The organism is Sphingomonas sp. BK069 (assembly GCF_014193405.1).
GTDB lineage: Bacteria > Pseudomonadota > Alphaproteobacteria > Sphingomonadales > Sphingomonadaceae > Sphingomonas.
On sequence record NZ_JACHZH010000005.1, the window covers coordinates 222281 to 245545 of the forward strand.

Below are 23265 nucleotides of genomic sequence, written 5' to 3' on the forward strand. Positions count from 1 at the left end.
CTTTGGTTGATTCCAGATCTATGCTTGGGTTCGATAAGCTCATCAGTCTAGGTGTCGACATGTCGGAATGTCATCATGCCTGAGATCCTCGTCACCGGCGCGGACGGCCAGCTCGGCACCGAATTGCAGCGCGTGCGCTGGCCCGACGGCTGGCGCGCCGTCGCGATCGACAGGGCGGACCTCGACCTTGCCGATCCCGCCGCGATCGCGGCCAAGGTGGCGGAGCGCCCGTGGGCGGCGGTCATCAACGGCGCGGCCTATACCGCGGTCGACAAGGCCGAGCACGACCAGGTGACAGCGTGGCAGGTCAACGCGCTGGCGCCCGCCGCCTTCGCGCAGGCCTGTGCCACGGCCGTCATCCCATTGGTGCAGGTGTCGACCGATTACGTCTTCGCTGGCGACGAGCCGGGTGCGTGGGAGGTGGACGATCCCGTCGCCCCGCTCGGCGTCTACGGCGCGTCAAAACTGGGCGGCGAGCTTGCGGTGCGCACCAGCGGCGCAAGGGCCGCCATCGTGCGGACGGCATGGGTCGTCTCGGCGCACGGCCACAATTTCGTGAAGACGATGCTGCGCGTCGGCGCGGATCGCGAGACCCTGCGCGTCGTCGCCGACCAGCATGGCGCGCCGACCAGCGCCGCGGACCTCGCGGCCGTACTGGCGACGATCGCGGTTCGCCTGGCCCAGGACGAGTCCGCGCCGACCGGCACCTTCCACTTCTCGAACGCCGGTGCGACCAGTTGGGCGGGCTTCGCGGAGGAGATCTTCCGCCAGTCGGCGCTGCGCGGCGGGCCGAGCGCCACGGTGGAGCCGATCGCGACCGCCGATTATCCCACCCCCGCGCGTCGCCCCGCCAACTCGCTGCTGTCGGCGCAGGCGATCACCGCCGCCTACGGCATCACTCCCCGCGCCTGGGCGCAGGCGCTGGGCGACATCCTCGACGAGCTGATCGGAGCACCGCAATGAAGGGTATCATCCTCGCCGGCGGATCGGGCACCCGGCTGCACCCCGCGACGCTCGCGGTGAACAAGCAGCTGCTGCCGGTCTACGACAAACCGATGATCTACTACCCGCTCAGCGTGCTGATGCTGGCGGGCATCCGCGACGTGCTCATCATCTCCTCGCCCGAATATCTCGGCAATTACCAGCGGTTGTTCGGCGACGGATCGGCGTTCGGCCTGTCGATCGCCTATGCCGAGCAGCCCCGCCCCGAGGGCCTCGCGCAGGCGTTCACGATCGGCGCCGACTTCATCGGCGACGATCGCGTCGCGCTGGTGCTGGGCGACAACATCTTCTTCGGCGCGCACCTCACCGACCTGCTGGAAAGTGCCGTGAAGCGGGAGAGCGGCGCGACCGTCTTCAGCTACCGTGTCGAGGATCCCGAGCGCTACGGTGTGGTGGAGCTGGCCGCGGACGGCCGCGCATTGTCGCTGGAGGAGAAGCCCGCCGCCCCGAAGTCGAACTGCGCGGTGACCGGTCTCTATTTCTACGACAACCGGGTGGTGGACTATGCCCGCAATCTGAAGCCCTCGCCGCGCGGCGAGTTGGAGATCACCGACCTCAATCGCCTCTACATGGAAGCGGGCGACCTCTACGTCGAGCAGATGGGCCGGGGCTACGCCTGGCTCGACACCGGCACCCACGACAGCCTGATCGAGGCGAGCGAGTTCGTCCGCAGCCTCCAGCACCGCCAGGGCAGCCAGATCGCCTGCCTGGAGGAGATCGCCTACGAACAGGGCTTCATCACCGCCGACGAAGCGCGGGTGCGGGGCGAGATGTTCAGCAAGACCGCCTACGGCCGCGCGATCCTGCGCGCGGTAGATGACGGGCGCTGACGCAAGTCTCCGCTGACGTGCCACCCATCTCGTCCCGTTCGGCCTGAGCCTGTCGAAGGCCGGCCTGTACCATCGATCGCCTGTATGCCCTTCGACAGGCTCAGGGCGAACGGGATGGGCGAGGCGATACGCAGCCGCCTACTCCGGCGACCCCGCCGTGAAGGTCACCGCATAATAGCCCACCACCGCGGATCGCTGCGGCTGACCGCGGCGATCAGCCCGTCGCTGCCGTTCGCGCCCCTCTTCCTGAGCCGCCCTCCGTCGAGCGTCGCATCGGCCGCGTCGGGGCCGGTCTCGACGATGCGGGCGGCGTGGTCGGCGAGATCTTTGTCGACCGCGGACGCGCCGGGCTTCAGGACGAACCAGCGCGGGGTGCCGGGGGTGAAGCGGCCCCTGGCCCATTGCGCGCCCGTGCGCCGCGACAGCATCGAGGCGGAGACGTTCGAGGGGTTGTTGCGAAGGGGGAGTGCGACCGGCTGCTGCGCACCGCGCGCGCCGCGCTCGATACCGGGCGGCGCCTGAAGCGCCGCGCGCGCGCCGACGGGCTCGTCCTCTCGCCCGCGGATCGCGCGATGGCCGCGCTCACCGCCGGCGCGATGCGCGTCTACGAGGAGATCTGCACGCTCGCGCGCCTCAACGAGGGTCGGGTCTTCCCGAGCTACGACCGGCTGACCTGAACCGGCACCCATTCATCGATCCGACGATTGACATGTCGACATGTCACTCCAAGCTGCTCTGCGTTCTGCAGCGAGAACCCTACCCGCTTGCGTTTGGGTCCGCCTCCCGTCGATCAGCCCGGCGCGATATCCGATCGCAGCTGCCCTGCCCTCTCCAGGAACCGGTCCACCACGTCGCCCAGGGCCGCGTCGGTGCTGAGCTGGCCATCGTCGCTCTCCGCCATCCGCATCAGTTCGCGCCGGACGAAATTCACCACACGGCGCGGAGAGGCGGGTGTCTGCCGGCCCGCCATGGCGCGCAGCCTCCAACTCATCCGCGTAACGGCATCCTTGCCAAATACTGGATCGTGTAGTTCGGGCACGATGCGGAAATGGACGGGCAGCCCGAGCGTGCTGGCCCAATCGTCCCACTTGGCGACGTAATTCCACTGGTTGATGCGCAGCGGGACCCAGGGGATCCGGAGCGCATCGGCGACGATCGCGGTGTGCATCGCCTCGGCGATCACCTTTTCCAGGCCGTTGATGCGGTGGAGCGTCTCCAGCGGATCGGCGTGCGGATCGAGGTAGACGAGCCCCGCCTGCGCGCAGACCGCGGGCCAGTCCCATCGCGCCAGGCTGTGGTGATGCGGCATGAAGCCGACGCCGCGACGCTGCGTGTGCGCCTCGATCCAGCGGCCGATGCACATGGCGGGATCGGTGAGCGCGCGATCGGGCTCCAGCCCGAGGTAGCGCGCGGTGAGCGGACCACGCACGCCGTAGAAGGTCCACGTATCGTCCGTCGCCAGCACGGGGAGCGTCATCCCCCCGCCCGAACCCAGCACCAGCTTGCGCTTCTCCGGCGCCAGCCGCTTGGCGAACCAATTCTCCAGGATCGTGCCCATGCCGACCAGCACGATATCGTCGCGCGTGCCCATCAGGCCGGGGACCGCGGTCGAGCCGCCTCAGCGTATCGAACCGGCTTATTTCATCAGCACTCATTGTCAGCACCGTCATCGCTCACACATCCTCGATGTCCGAGGATGGTTATGGCACCGGAGACCCGCTGCAGAATGGCTGTGCCATTTCTAAATAGCGGGAGTGTGCCACTTGTACGTTGCGTCTCCATTGCGGCGCTAATCGAGATGCCGATAATTATTTGTTATGTTGAAATAGGCGTTGGTTGCGAGCCACGAAGCGAGTTCGCTTGAGGAAGCAAGGGGCCGGTGTCCCGCGACGTCTGGGGTTTGCAGAGCCCGCGCCGCGGGCTGATGAACCACAGCATGGTCTTGGCCGCTCGCTGGAGCGCCGCGGGCGAAGCCTCCTCCGCCCTGCATTGCTTTCTGGCGCAGAAACCGACAATTATCTGGGCTCGTGCAGTAAAAGGGAGAATCACGTTGAACCGGATTACGCTCGCGGCTGTCGCAATTTGTGCGGCCTTCACACCGGTCGTCAGTAGTGCGGCCACGCTCTTCGAATCGGTTCCAGACATCACCGCCGGGATCTCCGATACCGCATATTGCTCCACCTGCAACGAGGGCGAACAGGTGGTAGGTCAGCAATTCACGCTTGAACCGTTGAGCATTGTGAAATCAATCTCGTTTGTTATGCGCGACTACTCCGGCGAAAGCATCAATCAGGCAAGTGTCGGCATTTTCTCTGACAGCAACGATGGCATTATTGGTAATACCGTTTTCAGCAGGACGTTCAATATCTCTGAATTTGATTCTGTTGAATATATCAATGATTACGACCGTCTAATCACCATCACGCTTGGTGAAATCGCGCTATCGGGCTCGTACTCAGTATTTCTTAGCGGTCCGGGTGGAGGCTTAATCCCGTATTATAACGACTTTGGCGGCGGCATCTTCACCGACGTCTCTCAGCCCAGTGGCGCGATACCGGGCACCACCTACAGGGATACGTTCTCTGCTCTCGGTGTCCGGCTATCAGGCGACATGACCGCGGCGGTGCCGGAACCGGCTACCTGGGCGATGATGATTATTGGCTTTGGGATGGTCGGCTTAGCGATGCGCCGCCGCCCGAAAGTTGCTTTTCGCCTCAGCTAGAGGCGATCGGCGCGCCTGCGGTGCGGCACGACGTGCCAGCGCTCGACCGGCGAACTCTGGAACGGCTGGTGCAGCAGATTGCGGCGGGCGGCAGCCAAGGGGTGAGCCGTCACTCTCCGCTGCTCGCCGCTTCGCTGCCCGACGGGGGGCGGGTGCAGGTGGTGATGCCGCCCGCAACTCGCGGCGACATCGCTGTGACGATCCGGCGGCAGGCTGTGCGCGACACGAAGCTCGCGGACTGCGCCGCGGCGGGGCTGTTCGACGACGTGCGCGTCGGCCCCTACGACGCGCGGGCGGCCGCCGACGCGGCGCTCGCGGCGCTTCTCGATCGGCGCGACTGGGAGGGATTCCTAATGCTGGCGGTGCGGCAGCGGCGCAAGATCATCGTGCCGGGCGGCTCTTCCACCGGCAAGACCACGTTTCTCAACGCGCTGCTGCGGCAGGTGCCGCACGACGAGCGGATCGTGGCAATCGAGGACACCGCCTAGGTGCAGCTGCGCCAGCCCAATGCGGTCGGCCTCGTCACGGTGCCGGGCGATCCCGTCGCCGGAGGCGTGGGGACGGACGCGCTGCTGCGCGCTGCGCTGCGGATGCGGACGACGCGCATCGTCATGGGCGAATTGCGCGGGCCGGAGGCGTATAGCTTCCTTCGCGCGGTCAACACCGGCCATCCCGGCTCCATCACCACGCTCCACGCCGACAGCCCCGCGGCAGCCGCCGAGCAGTTCGCGTCGATGGTGCTCCAGTCGGGAACGACTTTGGGGAGGGCCGACATCCTCGCCTATGTCCGATCTACGGTGGACGTGTACGTGCAATTGTCGGCAACCGGCGGCCGCCGCTACGTGTCGGCGATCGAGCTGGGGCAGGCGGCCGACCGCTTCGCGCACTGACCTGCACCAAGCGAACGATACGGTAAAGGCGCACGCGGTTGTCTCGCACCACAATAAACGGTCAGAACAGCTCCCGCTCGCCGAGTGGTTGAACCTCGGCCTGCGCAAGATGGCCGAGGCCGGTAACACCCACGACTACTGGCAACTCTCCCGCGTCGTCCGCTGGTGTGTCGAGAGCGAAGCGATCGACCAAGCGCTGGCGGCGGTGGTCACGGCGCAAGAGGACCTGCCGGTAGCGGGTCGTGATTACATCATGACAGGTTTGTCATGTCGTCATGTCGGCACGTAGGAACAAACACACAGGGCCTCATTGCCTTCCGGTCAGCCTAGCGCCGCCGAGGCGCTTACAGCCTCACCGCATGAACGCGTACAATGACCGGGCATCATCGAGCATGCTGAGCGGAGTGGGCGTGATCCAGTCGGCTCCGAACGAAGGGTAGGGACCACAAAACAGGTCGCCGAGGGCACGTCGGTAGTGCGCGTTCATCCAGCGCCGGCGTCGATGCTCGGGACCGTCGTGGAGGATGTGGCACCGCTGGCATAGCGCCGCCAGCTGGTGGAGCGCGCTGTTGCTGGGGTCATGGTTGAGGTGCGCACAGGCCAGAACCACCGGCGTCCAGGCACCACGCTCCAGGATGTTCTCTGTCGGCCGTCGCACGCGGCGACCCTGGCCGTTGCGCCAGCAATGCCGCTTGCGGTCCCACCACCGTCCGTCGCCAAGATGGAAGACCCGTTTTCCATGCGGACGCCCGCAATGCTCGCAACAGCCCCCTGCCCGCACGAAGCGCACATGATGCGACAGCTGCGGCCAGTCGATCGGGTACAGGAACAGATGCTCAGGGCGGATTGGCATCAGATAGCCGATCCCGCGGCGGTCAGGGCCCGGTAGAGCGTCGCATGGTGGCACTTGAGCAGCTTCGCCGCTTCGCGAACGGAAGTGCCCTCGCTTATCAGCCGCTCACCGAGGGCGATCTGGTCCGGTGTGAGCTTGGGTGGTCGACTAAACCGGACCCCCCTTGCCTTCGCCGCTACCCGCTCGCTGCTGTTGCGCTGGTGGATTAGCTCGCGCTCGAACTCGGCGATGCCGGCAAACACCGTCAGCACCATGCGAGCCCAAGGAGTTCAACCGGATGCTCCGGCGGGTGATCGAGGCTGACCAGCTCCCGGATTATGCAATGGAGCTGGGGGAGACGACCGACAGGAGTCCGGCCGTCCAGTTCAGGCGCCGGGGTGAGGCCGAGGCGCTGGCGCTGGCAGAGAAGATGCGGGTGGAGGAGGAGCGGCGTGCGCGCTTCGACGCCGATCGCCGGCGTACTGAGGAAGTAGATGCCCGGATGGATCAACTCGCTTAGGGCGCTGACTATCGGGGTTTCCCCCACCGCCAGACCGACTATCGGGGTATCACCCACCCGGCAGAGTCGACCAGTCGCTGTCAATGCGCCGCTTCGGACGGCGAACAGCCTCTCAGTCGGTAGATAACCGGTTCAGACACCCGGTTTCGGGAGCGTCTGCCTCGGGGTTTCACCCACCGAATCACGGGGTTTCACACACACCGGCCATCGTCACAGGCCATGAAAAACACGGAAAAAGATCCGTGTTTTGGCCCCCCTAACCTTCTTAACTTGGCCCCCTTAACCTTCTTAACGATGCGCCGGTCGCCGCGGCGCATTACATGCCCATCTTCCTCTTCGGCATGGTGGCGTCACGCTACCGGCTGCAGATCGAGCCGGTCGCGCGGCGGCTCTGGCCGCTCGCGCTGGTGCTCCTGATCGGCCTGTGGAGCCTGTCGGAGCTCGACGATCACACGCAATGGCCGGTGAAGATCGTGATGCTCAGCTGCATGCACGCGGTCACGGTGCGCACCCAGGCGCTGCGCTCGGTGGTGAGCGACGTGCTCGCCAGATATTCCTTCAACATCTTCTTCCTCCATGGCTATTTCGCGAGCGTGCTGCGCGTGCTGGAGGGCAAGGGCGTGGTGATCGACACCACTTTACTCAACGCGTTGCTGATCAGCCTGCTCGTGGTGGGGAACTGCGTGGCGGTCATCGCGGTGCTGCGAAGCGTGATGCGCAGCAAGAGTCGCTATATCGTCGGCGTGTGACGGCGCCCCCCCGCCCCCGCTCACGCCAGCGGCAACCCCGCCTCCGCGAGCGCGCCGAGATACGCCTGGATCGACCGCACCGCCTCGTCGGTCAGCCCGATGAAGACGCGGCGGCGGTCGCCCGGATCGGGCGTGCGGGCGAGCAGCCGCCGCTCGGTCAGCCGCGTGATCCAGCGCAGCGCCGTGGTCGGCGCCACCGCCGCGGCGATGCACAGGCTCGACACCGAGACCCGCCGCCCCTCCAGCCGCGAGGCATAGAGGTCGAGCAGCATGTCCCAGGCGGGGTCCTCGCACAGGCCCTTGCCCAGGAAGCGGTCGCGCAGCCGCCGCGCGCGGAGCACGGCGCGCAGCTGCGCGGCGGTGACCGTCACCGCGGCGGCGGGGGCGGCGTGGAAGGCGAGCCGCGGCTCTTCGGCGCGGTCGAGCCCGACGCCGCCGTCGCTCAGCTGCGCCAGCAGCACCGCGATCCGCGCCACCTCGGCGCTGAGCCGCGCCAGTCGCTCCGAGTCGCGCTCGGGCGAGCGGACGCCCCCGCCGGCGCGGTGCGCCGCCGCGACGGCGAGCGCGCCGATCCACTCGGCGCGATCGGGCTCGCACAGCAGCTGCACCGCGCCCGCCTCCTCGCCCAGCGCGGCGACGACGGGATCGATCTGCGCGATCGAGAAGGCGATGATGATGCGCCATCCCCGCGCCGCCGCCAGCGAGTCCACCGCGGCGACGACGTCATGCGCCAGCGCGTCGTCGGCGCCGGCGAGGTCGAGCACGATGGCGGGCGCACCGTCGGAGCGGGCGAGCGCGGCGGGTGCTTCGGCGAGCGGGTGGTGCGCGACGATCGTGCCGCCGAGCAGCGCGATCGCCTCGCGCGCGTCGAGCGCGCCGGCGCCTTCGAGGCTGGCGAGCGCAAACGCCGGCGTGGCCGGGCCGCCGGCGTGGTAGAACGGTAGGGACATCGCGTCAGTCGAGCGACTTGACGATCTCTTCCACCATCTTCTTGGCGTCGGCGAGCAGCATCATGGTATTGTCCCGGTAGAAGACCTCGTTGTCGACTCCAGCATAGCCGACTCCGCCCATCGAGCGTTTGATGAAGAGAACCGTTTTGGCCTTTTCGACGTCGAGCACGGGCATGCCGTAGATCGGCGAGGTGCGGTCGGTCTTCGCCGCTGGGTTGGTTACGTCATTGGCACCGATCACGAATGCCACGTCGGTCTGCGCGAACTCGGAGTTGATGTCCTCCAGCTCGAACACCTCGTCATAGGGCACGTTCGCCTCGGCGAGCAGCACGTTCATGTGACCGGGCATGCGCCCCGCCACCGGGTGGATGGCATATTTCACCCGGACGCCGTGTGCCTTGAGCTTGTCGCCCATCTCGCGCAGCACGTGCTGCGCCTGCGCCACCGCCATGCCGTAGCCGGGGACGATGATCACCTGCTCGGCCTGGCTCATCAGGAAGGCGGCGTCCTCGGCCGAGCCGCGCTTCCAGGCGCGATCGCTCGCCGCCGCGCCGCCCGCGCCGCCGCCCGCCTCGGCGCCGAAGCCGCCCGCGATCACGCTGACGAAGCTGCGGTTCATCGCGCGGCACATGATGTAGCTGAGGATCGCGCCGGACGAGCCGACCAGCGCGCCGGTGATGATCATCGCGCTGTTGTGGAGCGTGAAACCCATCGCCGCCGCGGCCCAGCCCGAGTAGCTGTTGAGCATCGACACGACCACGGGCATGTCGGCGCCGCCGATCGGCACGATCAGCAGGAAGCCGATCGCGAACGACAGCAGGGTCACCGTCCAGAACACCCAGGGCGACTGGTCGACGGTGAAATAGGCCACCAGCAGCAGGATGGCGGCGAGCACGCCGAGGTTGATCGCGTGCCGCGCCGGCAGCAGGATCGGCTTGCCCCCCATGTTGCCGTTGAGCTTGAGGAAGGCGATCACGCTGCCCGAGAAGGTGATCGCGCCGATCGCGACGCCCAGCCCCATCTCGACCCGGCTGACCGGGTTGATCAGCGCCACCGCGCTGCCGTCGGGGAAGAGCACCGGCACCGCGATGCCGAAGGCGACCGGGTTGAGGAAGGCGGCGGCGGCGACCAGCACTGCGGCGAGCCCGACCAGGCTGTGGAACGCCGCGACCAGCTGCGGCATCGCGGTCATCGCGATCCGCCGCGCCACGCCGACGCCGATCACCGCGCCCAGCGCGATCGCGGCGACGATCTCGAACGCCGCGGCGTAATCGACGCGCGCGATCAGCGCGGCATAATCCGCGCCCTCGATCAGCGTGGCGGTGAGCGGCACGTGGGTGACCAACGTGGTCACCACCGCCACGCCCATGCCGATCATGCCGAGCCGGTTGCCACGCTGGCTGGTGGCGGGGCTGGAGAGCCCGCGCAGCGCCAGGATGAAGCACACGCCGGCGACGAGATAGGCCAGCGCGACCCAGGGGTTCACCGCGACATGCTCCACTTGGCTCTCCCCCTCACGGCCGCGGTGCCGGCCGTTCCTTCTTCTTGTACATGGCGAGCATCCGCTGCGTCACCGCGAAGCCGCCGAAGATGTTGACGCTGGCGAGCACCACCGCGGCGAGCCCGAGCCATTTCGAGCCGGTGCTCCCCGCCGCCGCGCCCGCGATCAGCGCGCCGACGATGATGACGCTGGAGATGGCGTTGGTCACCGCCATCAGCGGCGTGTGCAGCGCGGGTGTGACCGACCAGACGACGTAATAGCCGACGAAACACGCCAGCACGAAGATCGACAGGATCGCGACGAAGTCCATGTTACCGCTCCGCTCTCATGCCGGCACGCGGCGTGGCGCCGGGATCTCGCGGCCGAGCGCCTCGGCCGCCTCGATCCAGCTCAGCACCGCGTCATAGGCATTGGTGAGCGCCTGATGCGGCGTCTCGCCGTCCGAGCGGCAGCCGGGCAGATCGGGGACGATCGCGACGAAGCCACCACCGTCCGCCTCGGCGAGAGGTCGGATATCGACCTCATAGGCATAGGGGTTCATCGGCCCTCCCTGGTGAGCGCGTCTATCATGTGCACGAGGTCTCGGATGTAGACCTGCTTGATCGGCCGACGCGCCGGAATGGTGAGGATCGCCTGCATCGCTGAATGAGTCACCTTATAGTGGGAGCCGTGCCGCGGCGGCAGGCACGTCAGGCCATAAGCACGACAGAGCCGCTCCACGTCGGTGATCCGCCAGTCGTGCGGATGAGCCCGCATGGCGGCGAGCAGCTTGTCCCCGCGCATTCACGACGCCAGCCTCGCGTTCACCACCGCGCCGCCGCGCGTCAGCCGCACCGCGTCGCCGATCTCGGCGTCGAGCACCGGGCGGCCCTGCTCCTTGTCCCAGAAGGTCGAGAGAAAGTTGTACAGGTTGCGCGAATAGAGCGCCGCCGAATCGGCCGCGAGCCGCGACGCCGTGTTGCGGTGCCCGATGATGCGCACGCCGTGACGCTCGACGATCTCGCCCGCTACCGCGCCCTCTACGTTGCCGCCCTGTTCCACCGCCAGGTCGACCAGCACGCTGCCCGGGCGCATCGTCGCCAGCTGCGCGTCGCTGACCAGCCGCGGCGCCGCGCGCCCCGGGATCAGCGCGGTGGTGATCACGATATCCTGCTTGGCGATGTGCGCCGACACCAGCTCGGCCTGCGCCTTCTGATACTCGGGCGACATCTCGCCGGCATAGCCGCCGCTGCCCTCGCCCTCGATCCCCGCCACCGCCTCGACGAACACCGGCTTGGCGCCGAGCGACAGGATCTGCTCCTTGGTCGCCGAGCGCACGTCGGTGGCGGAGACCTGCGCGCCGAGCCGCCGCGCCGTGGCGATCGCCTGCAGCCCGGCGACCCCGACACCCATCACGAACACCCGCGCCGCCGAGACGGTGCCCGCCGCGGTCATCATCATCGGGAAGGCGCGGCCATATTCCGCCGCGGCGTCGATCACCGCCTTGTAGCCCGCCAGGTTCGACTGCGACGACAGCACGTCCATCGACTGCGCGCGCGTGATCCGCGGCATCAGGTCCATCGCCAGCGCCTCGTAGCCCGCCGCGGCATAGCCCTCGACTCGCGCGCGACCGTCGCCGAACGGCGCCATGATCGCCACCACCCAGGCGCCCGGCGCGATCCCGGCGAGCGAATCGGGCGCGGGCGGCTGCACCGCCAGCACGATCTCGGCGCCCGCCAGCGTCGCGGCGCGGTCGCCCAGCGCGGCGCCCGCGGCGGCATAGTCCGGATCGGCGATCGCCGCGCCCGCACCCGCGCCGGCCTCGACCGCGACCTCGGCGCCCAGCGCGATGAACTTGCGTGCGGTCTCGGGCGTGGCGGCGACGCGGCGCTCGCCCGATGCCTGCTCGCTGACGACCGCGATCTTCACGCCGCGGTTACGCGATCAGCCAGATAACGAAGAAGGCGAGGAGAAAGCAGATCACCGCGCCGTACTTCAACCAGCCGATCATGCCGGAATAGGTCGCCTCGTGCGCCTTGATGTCGCCGCGCCCCGCGCCACTCTCCGCCATCTTTTCCTCATATTTGTCACTATCGTCTTCGGCAGCGTAGAGGCGCGCTCTCGCGGAGGCAATATCACCGTTGCGGCTTAAGCCCGCCTTTACTCGCAGCGGTTAGGCGATAGGCAGGGAGCCACGGGACGATAGGCCAGACATGACGCGTAACGGACAACGTCTGCTGATGCTGATCGACGAGGACGCGGCACAGCGTCGCGTGATCGCGACGCTCGCCGCGCGCGGCGGGTGGCGAATCGTGTTCGCGGACGATCCCGCCGCGGCGGTGGCGACGCTCGCCACGCCCGACGGCATGCAGCTCGACGCGATCCTGCTCGATCCGGGCAGCGCGGGCTGGGACCCGGCCGAGCTGATCGGCGAGCTGCGCGGCTATCGCGCGCAGCTGCCGATCCTGATGCTCACCGCGCAGGCCTCGGTGGCGCAGGCGGTGGACGCGATGCGCGCCGGCGCGACCGACTATCTCGCCAAACCGCTCGCGCCCGAACGGCTGCTCCAGGCGCTCGACCGCGCGGTCGCCGCCACTGCGGCGGGCGAGCTGCGCCCGCTGACCGAGAAAATCCCGGCGATGCTGGGCTTCGACGAGATCATCGGCACCGCACCCGAGTTCCGCGCCGCGCTGACGATCGCGGCCAAAGCGGCGCGCGCGCGCGTCCCCGTGCTGATCGAGGGCGAGAGCGGCGTCGGCAAGGAAGTCGTCGCCGAGGCGATCCACGCCGCCAGCCCGCGCGCGGAGGCGCCGCGGATCACGCTCAACTGCGGCGCGATCCCCGCCAACCAGATCGAGAGCGCGCTGTTCGGCCATGAGGAGGGCGCTTTCCCCGGCGCGTTCCAGCGCAAGACCGGCCGCATGGTCGAGGCTGACGGCGGCACGCTCTTCCTCGACGAGGTCGATCACCTGCCGCTCGACGCGCAGCGCCGGCTGCTGTCCGCGCTCCAGTCGGGCGAGGTGCTGCCGCTCGGCGGGCGCCACGCGCGCGCGGTCGACGTGCGCGTGATCGCCGCCACCAACAAGCGCCTGCTCGACGAGGTCGCCGCCGGGCGCTTCCGCGAGGACCTCTACTACCGCCTCAACGCGGTGTCGGTGGTGATCCCGCCGCTGCGCGAGCGCGCCGGCGACATCCCCGCGCTGACGCGCCACCTGCTCGAGCGGATCGCGACCCAGCCGGGGTTGCGCGAGCTCGCGATCAGCGACGACGCGGTGATGCTGCTGATGACCTACGACTGGCCGCACAACGTGCGCCAGCTGCAGGACGCGCTGTTCCGCGCCGCGGTGCAGTGCGACGGCGACACGCTGACTCGCGCCGATTTCCCGCAGATCGCGGCGCTGGGCCAGCGCGGCCCGCGCGCGGCGAGCCGCGGCGGCGAGGCGGCGGGCGTGCCCCTGTTCCGCTCCGACGGGCACCTGCGCACGATCGAGGAGATCGAGGCCGATCTGATCCGGCTGGCGATCACGCACTATCGCGGCCGCATGACCGAGGTGGCGCGACGGCTCGGCATCGGACGCTCGACGCTCTACCGCAAGCTCGGCGAGCTCGGCATCGACAGCGCGGCGTGAGTCGCGCACGGCCGCTTCACCGCCGCCGCGTCGCGCGGGCCTCGGCCAGCGCGGTGCGCGCCGGGCGGTGGAATACCAGCAGCCGCGCCACGGTGTAGTTGACCGGCAGCACCACCGCGATCGCGAGCAATTTGGCGAAGGCTGGCGCGATCAGCAGCGACGCCTCGGCGACGATGGCGGTGCTCAGCGTCAACCCGATCAGCACCATGATCGCGAAGCGCAGCGCCTGCGCCAGCACCGCGCCCTCGCGCGCGGCGAAGGTCCACTCGCGGTTGAGCCAGAAGTTCACCACCGAAGCGACCGCATAGGACACGACGTTGCTCAGCCCCGGGTCGGTGCCGAGCTCGGCGAGCAGCAGGAACAGGCAGGCGTCGAGCAGCGTCGCGATCGCGCCGACGCTGGCGAACCGCGCGCCGCTCCCCGCGAGCGACGTCAGGACAGCGCGCATCGTCACTTCTCCTCTCCCGGTGCGACGAAGGCGTGGGCGCGGGCGGTCACCAGCGCCGCGGCGCGATAGCCGTGCGCCAGCGCGTAGCGCTCGAACGCCGGATCGAACGGCGTCTCCCAGCCGGTGACGATCGCGCTCGGCGGCCGTGCGGCGAGGAACGCGTCGAGCGTCGCGGGCGCGGCGGTGGTGAACCAGCGGCGGTCCGCAGGCGCGAGATAGGGTGCGAGCCGGTAGACGAACGGCCCGTTGGCGAACTCGGGGTAGATCGCCAGGCCACCCTCGAGCGGCAGGATCGGCGCCAGCGTCGCGACCGGCGCGGCGCTGCCGCCGACCAGCACGCGCAGCCGCTCGCCGTCAGCATGGACCTCGACCCCGGCCCAGCGCGCCGGCCGCAGCGAGTCGGGCACGCCCGCGAGCAGCCGCGGCCCGAGCAGGAGGAGGCAGATCGCCGCCCCCGCCCACAGGGCCGCGGTCGCGGGCGCGCGCGCCTTGGCGGGCACGGCGGCGTAGGCGAGGATCACGGTCGCCGCCACGAACGGCAGCGGCGGCAGGTAATATTGCGGAAAGGCCGGGGTCGGCAGGAACGACAGCGCCGCGCCCGACAGCGCCAGCGCGCCGCACAGCACGAGCGGCCAGGCCGGCGCACCGCGCTCGCGCTGCCCGCGCCACGCCGCCGCGACGAACAGCGCGATCAGCAGCAGCGCGAGCGCGCCGCCGGCGCCGAGCCACACCTGGTCGGCGACCATGATCTTGCCCGCCAGCGTCATCACCTTGGGCTCGGTCGCCTGCTGCCAATAGGCGCGGTGCGGTCCGGTGAAATAGCGGATGGTGTGCGCCAGCAGCCCCTCGGGCTCGCGCGCGAGATACACCAGCAGCGGCGTGCCGCCGACCAGCCCGCCGAGCAGCAGCGGGATCACTACGGTGCGGAGTCGCTCGGCGAGCGACAGCGTCTCGCGCCGCACCAGCAGCGCGGCGACCCCGACGCAGGGCAGCACGAAGACGAACGCCACCTTCATCATCACCGCGAGCGCGAGGCTGCACCCCGCCGCCGCGATGGTCACCGGCGCCGGCCGCTCGCGCCGCATCCCGACGATCAGCAGGTGCAGCCCGAACAGCGCGAACGGCACCGGCAGAAAGTTGTTGGTGACGAGCATGCCCGCCGGGTCGAGCAGTCCGCCGCTCGCCAGCGCCAGCCCGGCGAACAGCGCGGCGGGGAGGCGCTCGCGCGGCACGGCGACATGCGCGCGCGCCATGACCCACAGCAGCGCGGCGGTGGCGATCCAGCAGGCCGCGACCAGCAGCCGCCCGACCAGCAGCAGATGGTCCGCGCCGGTCAGCACATAGACGCCGCCGAGCAGCAGCGGCAGGCCGGGGAAGTGGTTGTAGCCGAGCGTCTGGTACAGCGGCTCGCGGAACACCAGCCGTGCCGCGGCGACATGGCCCTGCTCGTCGTGACCGAGCGGGAAGGCCATGATCCGCCCGAACAGCCCGAGCAGCAGCGTTCCCGCGCTCGCCGCTACAGCGGTGCGTCGGGCCAACGCGGCCCCGCCGCGCGCCGCGGCGGTGTGCCGCACCGGCGCGGGGTCGATCGCGACGAGCGGCAGCGCGCCCATCGCGCGCGCCTCAGGCCGCTGCGCCGCGGCGCGCGCGCCGCCGCAGCATCGCGCCGACCAGACCGAGTCCGGCGATCATCGTCATCCACGTCGCCGGCTCCGGCACCGCGCCGCCGGTGGCCTGCTGGAAGACGATGTCGTCGAGCTCGAACGAGGTCGGCGAGCTGAAGGTCAGGCGGCGCAGCGTCTCGCCCGCGGCCAGCGCGACGGCGACGCGGCGGTTGCCCGTCGCCGAGGTCTCGCTGCCATAGCCGCGCGTGATCAGGTCGCTGCCCAGCACGCTGAGCACGCCCGCGCTGGTCTCGACGATCAGTTCGTTAGCGCGGTCGATCGAGCCCCAGTAGAAGCTGAAGTCGCCCAGCGCGGCGCCGACATAGTCGGTGAAGTCGAGCGTCGCCGATCCCGCCACGCCGCCGCCCGGCACCGAGAGGTAGCGCGTCAGGTCGCCCGCGGGCGCATAGCCCTGCTTGGGCTGGAAGCCCTGGAGGATCTGATAGGTGCTCCCCGCGGCGAAGACGATCCCGGCGGGCAGCGCGCCCTCGAAGTCGAGCGTCAGTATGCCGCTGGCGCCCGGGTCGGGGGCGCCGGGCACGCTGCCGACGAGCGTCGCCGCCGCGGCGGGCGTGCCCGCAAGCGCGGCGATGCCGAGAAGAAAGGATGCCGCGAGTGTACGCACCGTTACTGCCCCCATGTTCGTGTCACACGAGTCGTGTCATGTCCCCGCGGCGAGTGTAGCGGGCGGCGGCGCGGCACGGCGGGCGCATCGGGTGTAATACCGGGAGCCGCGGCGCGCGCTCGATCGGGATCGGGTGTCGCTCCTTTGATCCATGTCAAAAGCGGACTGTTCCCCGCGACCGCCGGAATCCCGGGGCGAAGCGGACGAAACGATGGTTCGCGACGTCGTGGCGCCTCGGCCCCGCGCTCGCGGGCGCACGATGGGCCGCAAGTCGAAGCACGGGCTAGGCCAGCGCGACCATCACTCCAGCGCAGCGCGAATCGCCGCGCCTGCGGCGAGCGGCGCGCCGACGAGCAGCACCAGGCTGGTCGCGGCGAGCAGTTGGAGACCGCCGGCCCCGCCGGTCAGCGTTCCCGCGCCGAAGATCAGTAGTGGCACCGCGAGCGGCAGCATCACCAGCCCCGCCACCGCGCCCGCGCCGCGCACCCCCGCGGTGAGCGCCGCGGTCGCCACCGCCAGCGCCGCGAGCCCCGGCGTCCCGAGCGCCAGCCCGGCCAGCACCAGCAGCAGCTGCTCGGCCGAGAGATCGAGCAGAGCCGCCGCCACCAATGTCGCGAGCAGCAGCGGCGGCGCGAACGTCAGCCAATGCGCCGCCACCTTGGCCAGGGCGACCGTCGCCGGCGTCCGGCCGCGGACGACGAGTTGGTCGATTACCCCGGACTCGAGGTCGGGCGCGACCAGCCGCTCGACCGGCAGCAGCGCGGCGAGCAGCGCCGCCGCCCAGATCACCCCGCCGCCGACGCGCGCCAGCAGCGTCGCGTCGGGGCCGATCGCGAAAGGGAACAAGGTCGCGACCAGCAGGAAAAAGCTGATCAGCAAGGTCGCGCCCCCGCCCCCATAATATCGACGCACGTCACGCCAGATCAGCGCGGTCACAGCACCACCTCGACCGCGCCCGGCAGCGCGAGCGGCTGGTGCGTCGTCACCACCGCCGCGCCGCCGGCGCCGCGATGCCCCTCGAGCAGCAGCGCCAGCCGCGATACCGCGGCGGCGTCGAGCCCGCTCGCCGGCTCGTCGAGCAGCCACAGCTCCGCGCCCGAGGCGACCACGCGCGCCAGCGCGGCGCGGCGGCGCTGCCCGGTGGACAGCAGCCGCACCGGCACGTCGGCGAGATCATCGAGCGCCACCGCCGACAACGCAGCGGCGACCCGCGTCTCCGCCGCGGGCACGTCGTCCTGCGCTGCCCAGAAGCGCAGCGCGTCGGCGAGCGCGCGCTCGGGGTCGAGCGCCGCGGCCTCGCCCATCCACGCCACGCGCCCGCCGCACGTCACCGTTCCCGCGGCGGGCGCGAGCAGCCCCGCGAACACGCGCAGCAGCGACGACTTGCCCGCGCCGTTCGGGCCGGTGACCAGCGCCGCCGCGCCGCGTTCCAGCGTCAGCTCGATGCCCTCGGCGAGCAGCCGTCCGCCGCGCGCCACCGTCAGCCCGCGCGCCGCCAGCAGCGTCAATCCGCCACCGCCTCTTCCAGCGCGTGCATGTCGTCGTCGCTGAGGCCGAAGTGATGGCCGATCTCGTGGATGGTGACATGCGCGACGAGCTCGTCGAGCCGCACCCCGGTCTCGCACCATTCGGCCAAAATCGCTTGGCGGTAGAGGTGGATGCGGTCGGGCAGCGCGGCGCTGTCGAAGGCGCTCTTCTCGCCGATCGGGCGGCCGTGGTAGATCCCGGTGAGGTCGAGCGGGTGATCGATCTCCAGCGCCGCGAGCGTCTCGGCGTCGGCCTCCTCCTCGACCAGCAGCACCACGTCGCCGAGATGGCGGCGGAAGGCGTCGGGCAGGCGCGCGATCACCGCGCGCGCGTGCGCCTCGATCGCGTCGGCGGAGGGCGCCGCGCCCATCGGCTCTTGCTCGTTCATTCCCCGCGCCATACCGCTCGCGCTCGGGCCGCGGCAAGCGGCGTGGGCGGCGAGAGGAGCGCGACATGGCGGCGATCGAACAACTCAGCGAGGCCGAGCGCGCCGACGCGCTCGATGGCCTGCCCGAGTGGGACTATGACGACGCGCGCGACGCGATCACGCGCACGATCGTCTTCACCGACTTTGCCGAGGCGTTCGGCTTTATGACCCAGGTGGCACTGCTGGCGGAGCGCGCCGACCACCATCCCGAGTGGAGCAACGTCTGGAACCGGGTGGAGATACTGCTGACGACGCACGACGCGGGCGGCCTGTCCGAGCGCGACATCGAGCTGGCGACCGCGATCGACGCGATCTTGGGGGGTTGAGATGAGATCCTCCCCGCTCGCGGGGAGGGGGACCACCGTGCGTTAGCGCGGTGGTGGAGGGGGCTCTCCAGACACGCACAGGCTCGTTTGCGGACGCCCCCCTCCACCACGCGCTTCGCGCGCGGTTCCCCTCCCCGCGAGCGGGGAGGATTTCTTCGTCACCGCATCACCCGCCGCCGCATCGATCGCCGCAGCCGCCCCGGCAGCCAGCGCGCCGCGAAGGCGAGCCGCCGCGCGGTCGGCCCGACCATCGTGTGCAGCCGATCGCCCTGCACCGACGCCCAGGCCTGCTCCGCCACCACCTCGACCGGGGTGAACTCGAGCCCCGCCGCCACCACCGCCTCGCGCGCGGTGCGGTTCGAGCCCGCGACCGGCGCGGACAGCAACGCGGTGTCGATGAACCCCGGCATCAGCGAGCGCACGCGGATGCCCTCGCGTGCCCACTCGCCGTCGAGCGCCTCGGTCAGCCCGCGCACCGCGAACTTGGTCGCCGAGTACACCGCGAGCCCGGACGAGCCGTAGATCGCCGAGGCCGAGGCGGTGTTGAGCAGGCACGATCCCGGGGTCGCGCGCAGGTACGGGTACGCCAGCCGCGCGCCATAGGCGACGCCGCGGAAGTTGACGTCGATCACGCGGTCGAGCGCCTCGATCCCGATCTCGCCGAACGCGCCCCCCGCCGCCACCCCGGCGTTGTTGAACAGCACGTCGAGCCGCCCGTCGCTGATCGCCGCGAACTCGGCGAGCACATGCTCCCACTCGGCCGGGTCGCGCACGTCCATCTGGTGCGTGCTGGTGCGGTCGCGCGGCAGCAGCGCGGCGGTCGCGGCGAGCCCGCGCTGGTCGATGTCGGCGAGCCCGACGCGCCAGCCCTCGGCGGCGAAGCGCTGCGCCACCGCGCGACCGATCCCCGAGCCGCCGCCGGTGACGAGTATCGCCTTCATCCTGCTCTCCCGCGTCTTGACGCTTGTTAGTCGCGCAGGCTTCCCGCATCGTCGCGCGTGATGCCAGCACAAAAGCTGCCCCTGCCGGCGAGCGGCCCGGCGATCGCGTTCGAGCGCGTCGCCAAGGTCTATGCCGACGGCACCGCGGCGGTGGACGACGTCTCGCTGACGGTCGCGCCGGGTAGCCTGGTGGCGCTGGTCGGCGCGTCGGGCTCGGGCAAGTCGACGCTGCTCAAGACAATCAACCGGCTGGTGGTGCCGAGCGCGGGCCGGGTCACGCTCGACGGCATCGACGTGGCGGAGGGGCCGCCGCCCGCGCTGCGGCGGCGGGTCGGCTATGTCTTCCAGGAGGTCGGGCTGTTCCCGCACCTCAGCGTGGCGGAGAATGTCGCGCTGCCGCTGCGCGTCGCCGGCCGGCGCGACGACGATCGAGTCGCGGCGATGCTCGACCTCGTCGACCTGCCCGCCGCGCTTGCGACGCGGCGGCCAGCCGAACTCTCGGGCGGGCAGCGCCAGCGCGTCGGGGTCGCGCGCGCGCTCGTCACCGGGCCGCGGCTGCTGCTGATGGACGAGCCCTTCGGCGCGCTCGACCCGGTCACGCGCGAGGCACTGATGGAGTCGGTCGCGCGGCTCCACCGCGAGCTCGGGCTGACCACGGTGATGGTCACCCATGACATGGCCGAGGCGCTGCTCGCCGCCGATCGCGTGCTGGTGATGGAGCGCGGCCGCGTCATCGCCGACGAGACCCCCGCCGCGCTGCTCGCCGGCGCGGGCGGCGAGCGCGCCGCGGCGCTGGTCGCGGTGCCGCGCGCGCAGGCCGAGCGGCTCGCCGCGCTGGCGCGTGAGGGCGGCGCATGAGCGAGGCACTCGCCCGCGTCCCGGCGCTGGCGGCGCAGCACCTGCTGCTGGCGCTCGCGGCGCTGCTGCTCGCGCTCGCGCTGGCGCTGCCGCTCGGGCTGCTCGCGGCGCGGCGGCGCCACCTCGGCGCGGCGGTGCTGGGGTTCGCGAGCCTGGTGCAGACCATCCCCAGCCTCGCGCTGCTCGCGCTCTTCTACCCCGCTTTGCTGTGGCTCTCCGCGCTGGTGGGCGGCGGCATCCCCGCGCTCGGCTTCCTGCCCGCCTTGCTCGCGCTGACGCTCTACGCGCTGCTGCCGATCGTGCGGAACCTCGTGACCGGGCTCGCCGGGATCGACCGCGCGCTGCTGACCGCCGCGGACGGGATCGGCATGACCGCGGCGCAGAAGCTGCGCTGGGTCGAGGCGCCGCTGGTGCTGCCGGTCGCCATGGCGGGGGTGCGCACCGCCGCGGTGTGGACGATCGGCGCGGCGACGCTCTCCACCACGGTGGGCCAGCCGAGCCTGGGTGACCTGATCTTCGCGGGGTTGCAGACCCAGGCCTGGACGCTGGTGGTGGCGGGCTGCGTCGGCGCGGCGGCGCTGGCGCTGGCGGTCGACGCGCTTCTGGGCTTCGCCGAGCGCGCGGCGGGGCGGCGGCAGTGGCGGCGCATGGCGGCGGCGCTGGCGCTGCTGGTCGCCACGGGCGTCGCCGCGAGCGCGCCCTTGTGGCGCGGCGGGAGCGGCGGCGAGCGCGCGGTGGTGGTCGGCGCCAAGAACTTCTCCGAGCAATATATCCTCGCGCGGCTGATCGGCGCGCGGCTGGAGCGGGCGGGATACAGCGTGACCTATCGCGACGGGCTCGGCTCGGCGGTGGCGTTCGGCGCGGTGGCGAGCGGCGCGGTCGACGTCTACGTCGATTACGCCGGCACCTTGTGGACCGGCGCGATGGCACGACGCGACACCCCGCCGCGCGCGCGACTGGTGGCCGAGCTGGCGCGCTGGACCGAGCGGTCGCGCGGCGTCGCTTTGCTGGGCACCCTCGGCTTCGAGAACGCCTACGCCTTCGCGATGCGCGGCGCCGATGCACGCGCGCGCGGGATCGCCTCGCTCGACGACCTGGTCTCGGCGGCGCCGGGGCTGCGGCTCGGCGCCGACCTCGAGTTCCTCGACCGGCCGGAATGGGCCGCGATCCGCGCCGCCTATCCGCTGCGCTTCGCCGCCGCGACGCCGTACAGCCCGACCTTCATGTACCGCGCGCTGGCGAGCGGGCGCGCCGACGTGATCAGCGCTTTCTCCTCGGACGGGCGAATCGCGGCGGAGCATCTCACCGTGCTGAGTGACCCGCGCGGCGCGATCCCCTCCTACGACGCGGTGCTGCTGCTGGCGCCCGCGCGACGCGGCGACGCGCGCTTCCGCGCCGCGCTGGCGCCGCTAGTCGGACGCATACCGGTGGCAGCAATGCGCTCGGCCAATTACCTCGTCGACCGCGACGGCGACAAGAAGTCGCCCGAAGAAGCGGCGGCCTGGCTGGCGACGAAGGTCGGGCTGACGAAGTAGCGGCTCCCCTCCCCCTTCAGGGGAGGTATTGGGGGTGGGGTCTTACCGCAAGCGCGCCGCTCGCGATCGTTAGCGCGCCGCCCGCGGAAGCGCCCCATCCCAGCCCTCCCATGTAGGGGAGGGAGCGCGCGCCCGGCCTCAGCGCACCACGCGCGGCAGGATCGAGTCGAGCAGCAGGATCCCCGCCTCGGTCACGCGCAGCCGCTCACCGTCGCGCGCGATCAGCCCCGATAGCGACGCGATCGCGCCGGCGTCGACGATCGCCTCGACCGCGAGCCCCGTCACCCGCGCCACCCGGGTCAGGTCGACGCCCTCGGCCAGCCGCAGCCCCATCAGCAGCGCCTCGCGCGCGCGCGCCTCCGGGGCGAGCGGCTCCTCGCTGACGAGACCGTGGCCGTTGCGCGCGACCGCGCCGAGCCAGTTCTCGGGCTTGCGGTGGCGCTGCGTCGCGCTCGCCTGCCGCCGGCCGTGCGCGCCGGGCCCGACGCCGGCATAGTCGCGGTAGCGCCAGTAAGCGAGATTGTGGCGGCTCTCCGCGCCCGGCCGGGCGTGATTCGACACCTCATAGGCGGGCAGGCCGGCGGCGGCGGTAATCGCGCGCGTTGCCTCGAACAGGTCGGCGGCGGCGTCGCCGTCGGGGATGGTCAGCCGCCCCGCCGCCGCCTCGGTGTGGAAGCGCGTGCCCGGCTCGATCGTGAGCTGATAGAGCGACAGATGCTCGGTGCCGAAGCCCAGCGCCTGCCGAAGCTCGCGCTCCCAGGCGGCGAGCGATTGGTCGGGACGCGCGTAGATCAGGTCGGTGCTCACCCGCGCGAAGTGGCGCTGCGCGACGTCGAGCGCGCCGAGCGCCTCCGCGACGTCGTGCGCGCGGCCGAGGAAGTGCAGCGCGGCGTCGTCGAGCGCCTGCAGCCCGAGCGAGACGCGGTTCACCCCCGCGGCGGCGAGGTCGGCGAAGCGCGCCGCCTCGACCGAGGAGGGATTGGCCTCGAGCGTCACCTCCAGGTCGGGCAGCGGCGCCCAGGCGGCGGTGGCGGCGTCGATCACCGCGGCGACCGTCGCGGGCGGCATCAGCGAGGGCGTCCCGCCGCCGAAGAAGATCGAGCCGAGCCGCCGCCCCGGCAGCGCCGCCGCCTCATGCGCGAGGTCGGCGAGCAGCGCGTCGCGCCACGCCTCTTGGTCCACCGCGGCGCGGACGTGGCTGTTGAAGTCGCAATAGGGGCATTTCGAGACGCAGAACGGCCAATGGACGTAGAGCGCCAGCGCGGAGTCGGTCATGGCGGCGCCGCTATGCCCTGCCGCGCCGCGCTTGG

27 protein-coding genes and 3 pseudogenes are annotated in these 23265 nt (G+C 70.8%); 11 read left to right on the plus strand and 19 right to left on the minus strand.

The annotated features are described in order from the left end of the window. Positions 1-75: 75 nt before the first annotated feature. The gene (rfbD, locus tag FHY02_RS16505) at positions 76-963 is read left to right on the plus strand and encodes a dTDP-4-dehydrorhamnose reductase (RefSeq protein ID WP_183924152.1); all 888 of its coding nucleotides are present in this window, start codon (positions 76-78) and stop codon (positions 961-963) included. Then, positions 960-1832: a glucose-1-phosphate thymidylyltransferase RfbA gene (rfbA, locus tag FHY02_RS16510; protein ID WP_183924154.1), complete on the plus strand. Its 873-nt coding sequence runs from the start codon at positions 960-962 to the stop codon at positions 1830-1832. The genes rfbD and rfbA overlap by 4 nt, the downstream gene beginning before the upstream one ends. A 164-nt stretch (positions 1833-1996) precedes the next feature. Here the strand turns inward: rfbA and FHY02_RS16515 are convergent, their stop codons facing one another. Further along, positions 1997-2260, minus strand: coding sequence for a hypothetical protein (locus FHY02_RS16515; RefSeq protein WP_183924156.1), 264 nt, complete (start codon positions 2258-2260; stop codon positions 1997-1999). 362 nt (positions 2261-2622) lie between these two features. Further along, positions 2623-3423 carry a hypothetical protein gene (locus FHY02_RS16520; protein ID WP_183924158.1) on the minus strand — a complete coding sequence of 267 codons (801 nt, stop codon included), beginning with the start codon at positions 3421-3423 and terminating at the stop codon, positions 2623-2625. 288 nt (positions 3424-3711) lie between these two features. Between FHY02_RS16520 and FHY02_RS23085 the strand changes: the two genes are divergently transcribed. From FHY02_RS23085 to FHY02_RS16540, 3 genes and pseudogenes are all read left to right on the plus strand, one after another. Further along, on the plus strand, positions 3712-4554 hold the full coding sequence (locus FHY02_RS23085) for a PEPxxWA-CTERM sorting domain-containing protein (protein ID WP_311731865.1): 843 nt from the start codon (positions 3712-3714) through the stop codon (positions 4552-4554). A 32-nt stretch (positions 4555-4586) separates the two neighbouring features. Then, positions 4587-5444 (plus strand): annotated as a pseudogene (virB11, locus tag FHY02_RS23090) (P-type DNA transfer ATPase VirB11). A gap of 76 nt (positions 5445-5520) precedes the next feature. Further along, a pseudogene (locus tag FHY02_RS16540) lies at positions 5521-5682 on the plus strand (Tn3 family transposase); the annotation flags it as partial. A gap of 114 nt (positions 5683-5796) precedes the next feature. Here FHY02_RS16540 and FHY02_RS16545 read toward each other — a convergent pair. Beyond that, on the minus strand, positions 5797-6297 hold the full coding sequence (locus FHY02_RS16545) for a hypothetical protein (RefSeq protein WP_260172952.1): 501 nt from the start codon (positions 6295-6297) through the stop codon (positions 5797-5799). Then, positions 6297-6566: pseudogene (locus tag FHY02_RS16550) on the minus strand (helix-turn-helix domain-containing protein); the annotation flags it as partial. The pseudogene FHY02_RS16550 and the gene FHY02_RS16545, both read right to left, overlap by 1 nt. Before the next feature lie 8 nt (positions 6567-6574). Here FHY02_RS16550 and FHY02_RS16555 point away from each other — a divergent pair. Both FHY02_RS16555 and FHY02_RS16560 read left to right on the plus strand, forming a co-directional pair. Then, a complete protein-coding gene (locus tag FHY02_RS16555; protein WP_183924178.1) occupies positions 6575-6796 on the plus strand; it encodes a hypothetical protein in 222 nt (73 codons plus the stop codon). A gap of 320 nt (positions 6797-7116) precedes the next feature. Beyond that, positions 7117-7545, plus strand: coding sequence for a hypothetical protein (locus tag FHY02_RS16560; RefSeq protein ID WP_183924180.1), 429 nt, complete (start codon positions 7117-7119; stop codon positions 7543-7545). 20 nt (positions 7546-7565) lie between these two features. On the opposite strand, the gene FHY02_RS16565 is transcribed toward FHY02_RS16560, so the two are convergent. From FHY02_RS16565 to FHY02_RS16595, 7 genes are read right to left on the minus strand one after another with little or no spacing between them, the layout of a single operon-like run. After that, positions 7566-8495 (minus strand): winged helix DNA-binding protein, encoded by a 930-nt coding sequence (locus tag FHY02_RS16565; RefSeq protein WP_183924182.1) that lies wholly within the window; start codon positions 8493-8495, stop codon positions 7566-7568. A 4-nt stretch (positions 8496-8499) separates the two neighbouring features. Next, entirely contained in the window at positions 8500-9996 is a 1497-nt protein-coding gene (locus FHY02_RS16570; protein WP_183924184.1) for an NAD(P)(+) transhydrogenase (Re/Si-specific) subunit beta, read from the minus strand. A gap of 13 nt (positions 9997-10009) precedes the next feature. Then, positions 10010-10306, minus strand: coding sequence for an NAD(P) transhydrogenase subunit alpha (locus FHY02_RS16575; RefSeq protein ID WP_183924186.1), 297 nt, complete (start codon positions 10304-10306; stop codon positions 10010-10012). 15 nt (positions 10307-10321) lie between these two features. Next, complete coding sequence (locus FHY02_RS16580) at positions 10322-10537, minus strand: type II toxin-antitoxin system HicB family antitoxin (RefSeq protein ID WP_183924188.1); 216 nt, start codon at positions 10535-10537, stop codon at positions 10322-10324. Further along, entirely contained in the window at positions 10534-10779 is a 246-nt protein-coding gene (locus tag FHY02_RS16585) for a type II toxin-antitoxin system HicA family toxin (protein ID WP_183924190.1), read from the minus strand. Before FHY02_RS16585 ends, FHY02_RS16580 begins: the two co-directional genes overlap by 4 nt. Then, entirely contained in the window at positions 10780-11904 is a 1125-nt protein-coding gene (locus FHY02_RS16590) for an NAD(P) transhydrogenase subunit alpha (RefSeq protein ID WP_183924192.1), read from the minus strand. Between the two features lie 7 nt (positions 11905-11911). Continuing rightward, positions 11912-12046, minus strand: a complete 135-nt coding sequence (locus tag FHY02_RS16595) for an aa3-type cytochrome c oxidase subunit IV (RefSeq protein WP_183924194.1) — start codon at positions 12044-12046, stop codon at positions 11912-11914. Between the two features lie 142 nt (positions 12047-12188). On the opposite strand from FHY02_RS16595, the gene FHY02_RS16600 reads away from it, so the two are divergent. Further along, positions 12189-13604 carry a sigma-54 dependent transcriptional regulator gene (locus FHY02_RS16600; protein ID WP_183924196.1) on the plus strand — a complete coding sequence of 472 codons (1416 nt, stop codon included), beginning with the start codon at positions 12189-12191 and terminating at the stop codon, positions 13602-13604. A 16-nt stretch (positions 13605-13620) separates the two neighbouring features. On the opposite strand, the gene FHY02_RS16605 is transcribed toward FHY02_RS16600, so the two are convergent. The 6 genes from FHY02_RS16605 to FHY02_RS16630 all read right to left on the minus strand — a co-directional run bounded on the left by FHY02_RS16605 (position 13621) and on the right by FHY02_RS16630 (position 18256). Next, positions 13621-14052: a GtrA family protein gene (locus tag FHY02_RS16605; protein ID WP_183924198.1), complete on the minus strand. Its 432-nt coding sequence runs from the start codon at positions 14050-14052 to the stop codon at positions 13621-13623. A 2-nt stretch (positions 14053-14054) separates the two neighbouring features. Then, on the minus strand, positions 14055-15665 hold the full coding sequence (locus FHY02_RS16610) for a hypothetical protein (RefSeq protein WP_183924200.1): 1611 nt from the start codon (positions 15663-15665) through the stop codon (positions 14055-14057). Positions 15666-15675: 10 nt separating this feature from the next. Next, positions 15676-16341, minus strand: a complete 666-nt coding sequence (locus tag FHY02_RS22710) for a PEPxxWA-CTERM sorting domain-containing protein (protein WP_311731866.1) — start codon at positions 16339-16341, stop codon at positions 15676-15678. Between the two features lie 300 nt (positions 16342-16641). Beyond that, positions 16642-17277: a heme exporter protein CcmB gene (locus FHY02_RS16620; RefSeq protein WP_183924202.1), complete on the minus strand. Its 636-nt coding sequence runs from the start codon at positions 17275-17277 to the stop codon at positions 16642-16644. Beyond that, positions 17274-17849, minus strand: a complete 576-nt coding sequence (gene ccmA / locus FHY02_RS16625) for a heme ABC exporter ATP-binding protein CcmA (RefSeq protein WP_183924401.1) — start codon at positions 17847-17849, stop codon at positions 17274-17276. Before ccmA ends, FHY02_RS16620 begins: the two co-directional genes overlap by 4 nt. Further along, positions 17846-18256: a metallopeptidase family protein gene (locus tag FHY02_RS16630; RefSeq protein WP_183924204.1), complete on the minus strand. Its 411-nt coding sequence runs from the start codon at positions 18254-18256 to the stop codon at positions 17846-17848. Before FHY02_RS16630 ends, ccmA begins: the two co-directional genes overlap by 4 nt. 65 nt (positions 18257-18321) lie before the next feature. Between FHY02_RS16630 and FHY02_RS16635 the strand changes: the two genes are divergently transcribed. Further along, a complete protein-coding gene (locus FHY02_RS16635) occupies positions 18322-18621 on the plus strand; it encodes a 4a-hydroxytetrahydrobiopterin dehydratase (protein WP_183924206.1) in 300 nt (99 codons plus the stop codon). Positions 18622-18779: 158 nt separating this feature from the next. On the opposite strand, the gene FHY02_RS16640 is transcribed toward FHY02_RS16635, so the two are convergent. Then, positions 18780-19562: an SDR family oxidoreductase gene (locus FHY02_RS16640; RefSeq protein ID WP_183924208.1), complete on the minus strand. Its 783-nt coding sequence runs from the start codon at positions 19560-19562 to the stop codon at positions 18780-18782. 60 nt (positions 19563-19622) lie between these two features. Here FHY02_RS16640 and FHY02_RS16645 point away from each other — a divergent pair, with 60 nt between their 5' ends. Both FHY02_RS16645 and FHY02_RS16650 read left to right on the plus strand, forming a co-directional pair. Next, complete coding sequence (locus FHY02_RS16645) at positions 19623-20420, plus strand: ATP-binding cassette domain-containing protein (RefSeq protein ID WP_183924219.1); 798 nt, start codon at positions 19623-19625, stop codon at positions 20418-20420. Beyond that, positions 20417-21955 (plus strand): ABC transporter permease/substrate-binding protein, encoded by a 1539-nt coding sequence (locus tag FHY02_RS16650; RefSeq protein ID WP_183924221.1) that lies wholly within the window; start codon positions 20417-20419, stop codon positions 21953-21955. The genes FHY02_RS16645 and FHY02_RS16650 overlap by 4 nt, the downstream gene beginning before the upstream one ends. A gap of 138 nt (positions 21956-22093) precedes the next feature. Here the strand turns inward: FHY02_RS16650 and hemW are convergent, their stop codons facing one another. After that, complete coding sequence (gene hemW, locus FHY02_RS16655; protein ID WP_183924223.1) at positions 22094-23230, minus strand: radical SAM family heme chaperone HemW; 1137 nt, start codon at positions 23228-23230, stop codon at positions 22094-22096. Positions 23231-23265 lie beyond the last annotated feature (35 nt).

What these genes read in the sequence shown, in the direction of transcription:
- FHY02_RS16645 (WP_183924219.1), top strand. Translation starts at nt 19,623, where the DNA reads ATGCCAGCACAAAAGCTGCCCCTGCCGGCGAGCGGCCCGGCGATCGCG.
- rfbA (WP_183924154.1), top strand. Translation starts at nt 960, where the DNA reads ATGAAGGGTATCATCCTCGCCGGCGGATCGGGCACCCGGCTGCACCCC.
- FHY02_RS16630 (WP_183924204.1), bottom strand. Translation starts at nt 18,256, where the DNA reads ATGAACGAGCAAGAGCCGATGGGCGCGGCGCCCTCCGCCGACGCGATC.
- FHY02_RS16520 (WP_183924158.1), bottom strand. Translation starts at nt 3,423, where the DNA reads ATGGGCACGCGCGACGATATCGTGCTGGTCGGCATGGGCACGATCCTG.
- FHY02_RS16575 (WP_183924186.1), bottom strand. Translation starts at nt 10,306, where the DNA reads ATGGACTTCGTCGCGATCCTGTCGATCTTCGTGCTGGCGTGTTTCGTC.
- rfbD (WP_183924152.1), top strand. Translation starts at nt 76, where the DNA reads ATGCCTGAGATCCTCGTCACCGGCGCGGACGGCCAGCTCGGCACCGAA.
- FHY02_RS16600 (WP_183924196.1), top strand. Translation starts at nt 12,189, where the DNA reads ATGACGCGTAACGGACAACGTCTGCTGATGCTGATCGACGAGGACGCG.
- FHY02_RS16605 (WP_183924198.1), bottom strand. Translation starts at nt 14,052, where the DNA reads ATGCGCGCTGTCCTGACGTCGCTCGCGGGGAGCGGCGCGCGGTTCGCC.
- FHY02_RS16565 (WP_183924182.1), bottom strand. Translation starts at nt 8,495, where the DNA reads ATGTCCCTACCGTTCTACCACGCCGGCGGCCCGGCCACGCCGGCGTTT.
- FHY02_RS16610 (WP_183924200.1), bottom strand. Translation starts at nt 15,665, where the DNA reads ATGGGCGCGCTGCCGCTCGTCGCGATCGACCCCGCGCCGGTGCGGCAC.
- FHY02_RS16545 (WP_260172952.1), bottom strand. Translation starts at nt 6,297, where the DNA reads ATGCCAATCCGCCCTGAGCATCTGTTCCTGTACCCGATCGACTGGCCG.
- hemW (WP_183924223.1), bottom strand. Translation starts at nt 23,230, where the DNA reads ATGACCGACTCCGCGCTGGCGCTCTACGTCCATTGGCCGTTCTGCGTC.
- FHY02_RS16650 (WP_183924221.1), top strand. Translation starts at nt 20,417, where the DNA reads ATGAGCGAGGCACTCGCCCGCGTCCCGGCGCTGGCGGCGCAGCACCTG.
- FHY02_RS16515 (WP_183924156.1), bottom strand. Translation starts at nt 2,260, where the DNA reads ATGCTGTCGCGGCGCACGGGCGCGCAATGGGCCAGGGGCCGCTTCACC.
- FHY02_RS16560 (WP_183924180.1), top strand. Translation starts at nt 7,117, where the DNA reads ATGCCCATCTTCCTCTTCGGCATGGTGGCGTCACGCTACCGGCTGCAG.
- FHY02_RS16580 (WP_183924188.1), bottom strand. Translation starts at nt 10,537, where the DNA reads ATGAACCCCTATGCCTATGAGGTCGATATCCGACCTCTCGCCGAGGCG.
- FHY02_RS16635 (WP_183924206.1), top strand. Translation starts at nt 18,322, where the DNA reads ATGGCGGCGATCGAACAACTCAGCGAGGCCGAGCGCGCCGACGCGCTC.
- FHY02_RS16555 (WP_183924178.1), top strand. Translation starts at nt 6,575, where the DNA reads ATGCTCCGGCGGGTGATCGAGGCTGACCAGCTCCCGGATTATGCAATG.
- FHY02_RS16640 (WP_183924208.1), bottom strand. Translation starts at nt 19,562, where the DNA reads ATGAAGGCGATACTCGTCACCGGCGGCGGCTCGGGGATCGGTCGCGCG.
- FHY02_RS16585 (WP_183924190.1), bottom strand. Translation starts at nt 10,779, where the DNA reads ATGCGCGGGGACAAGCTGCTCGCCGCCATGCGGGCTCATCCGCACGAC.
- FHY02_RS16595 (WP_183924194.1), bottom strand. Translation starts at nt 12,046, where the DNA reads ATGGCGGAGAGTGGCGCGGGGCGCGGCGACATCAAGGCGCACGAGGCG.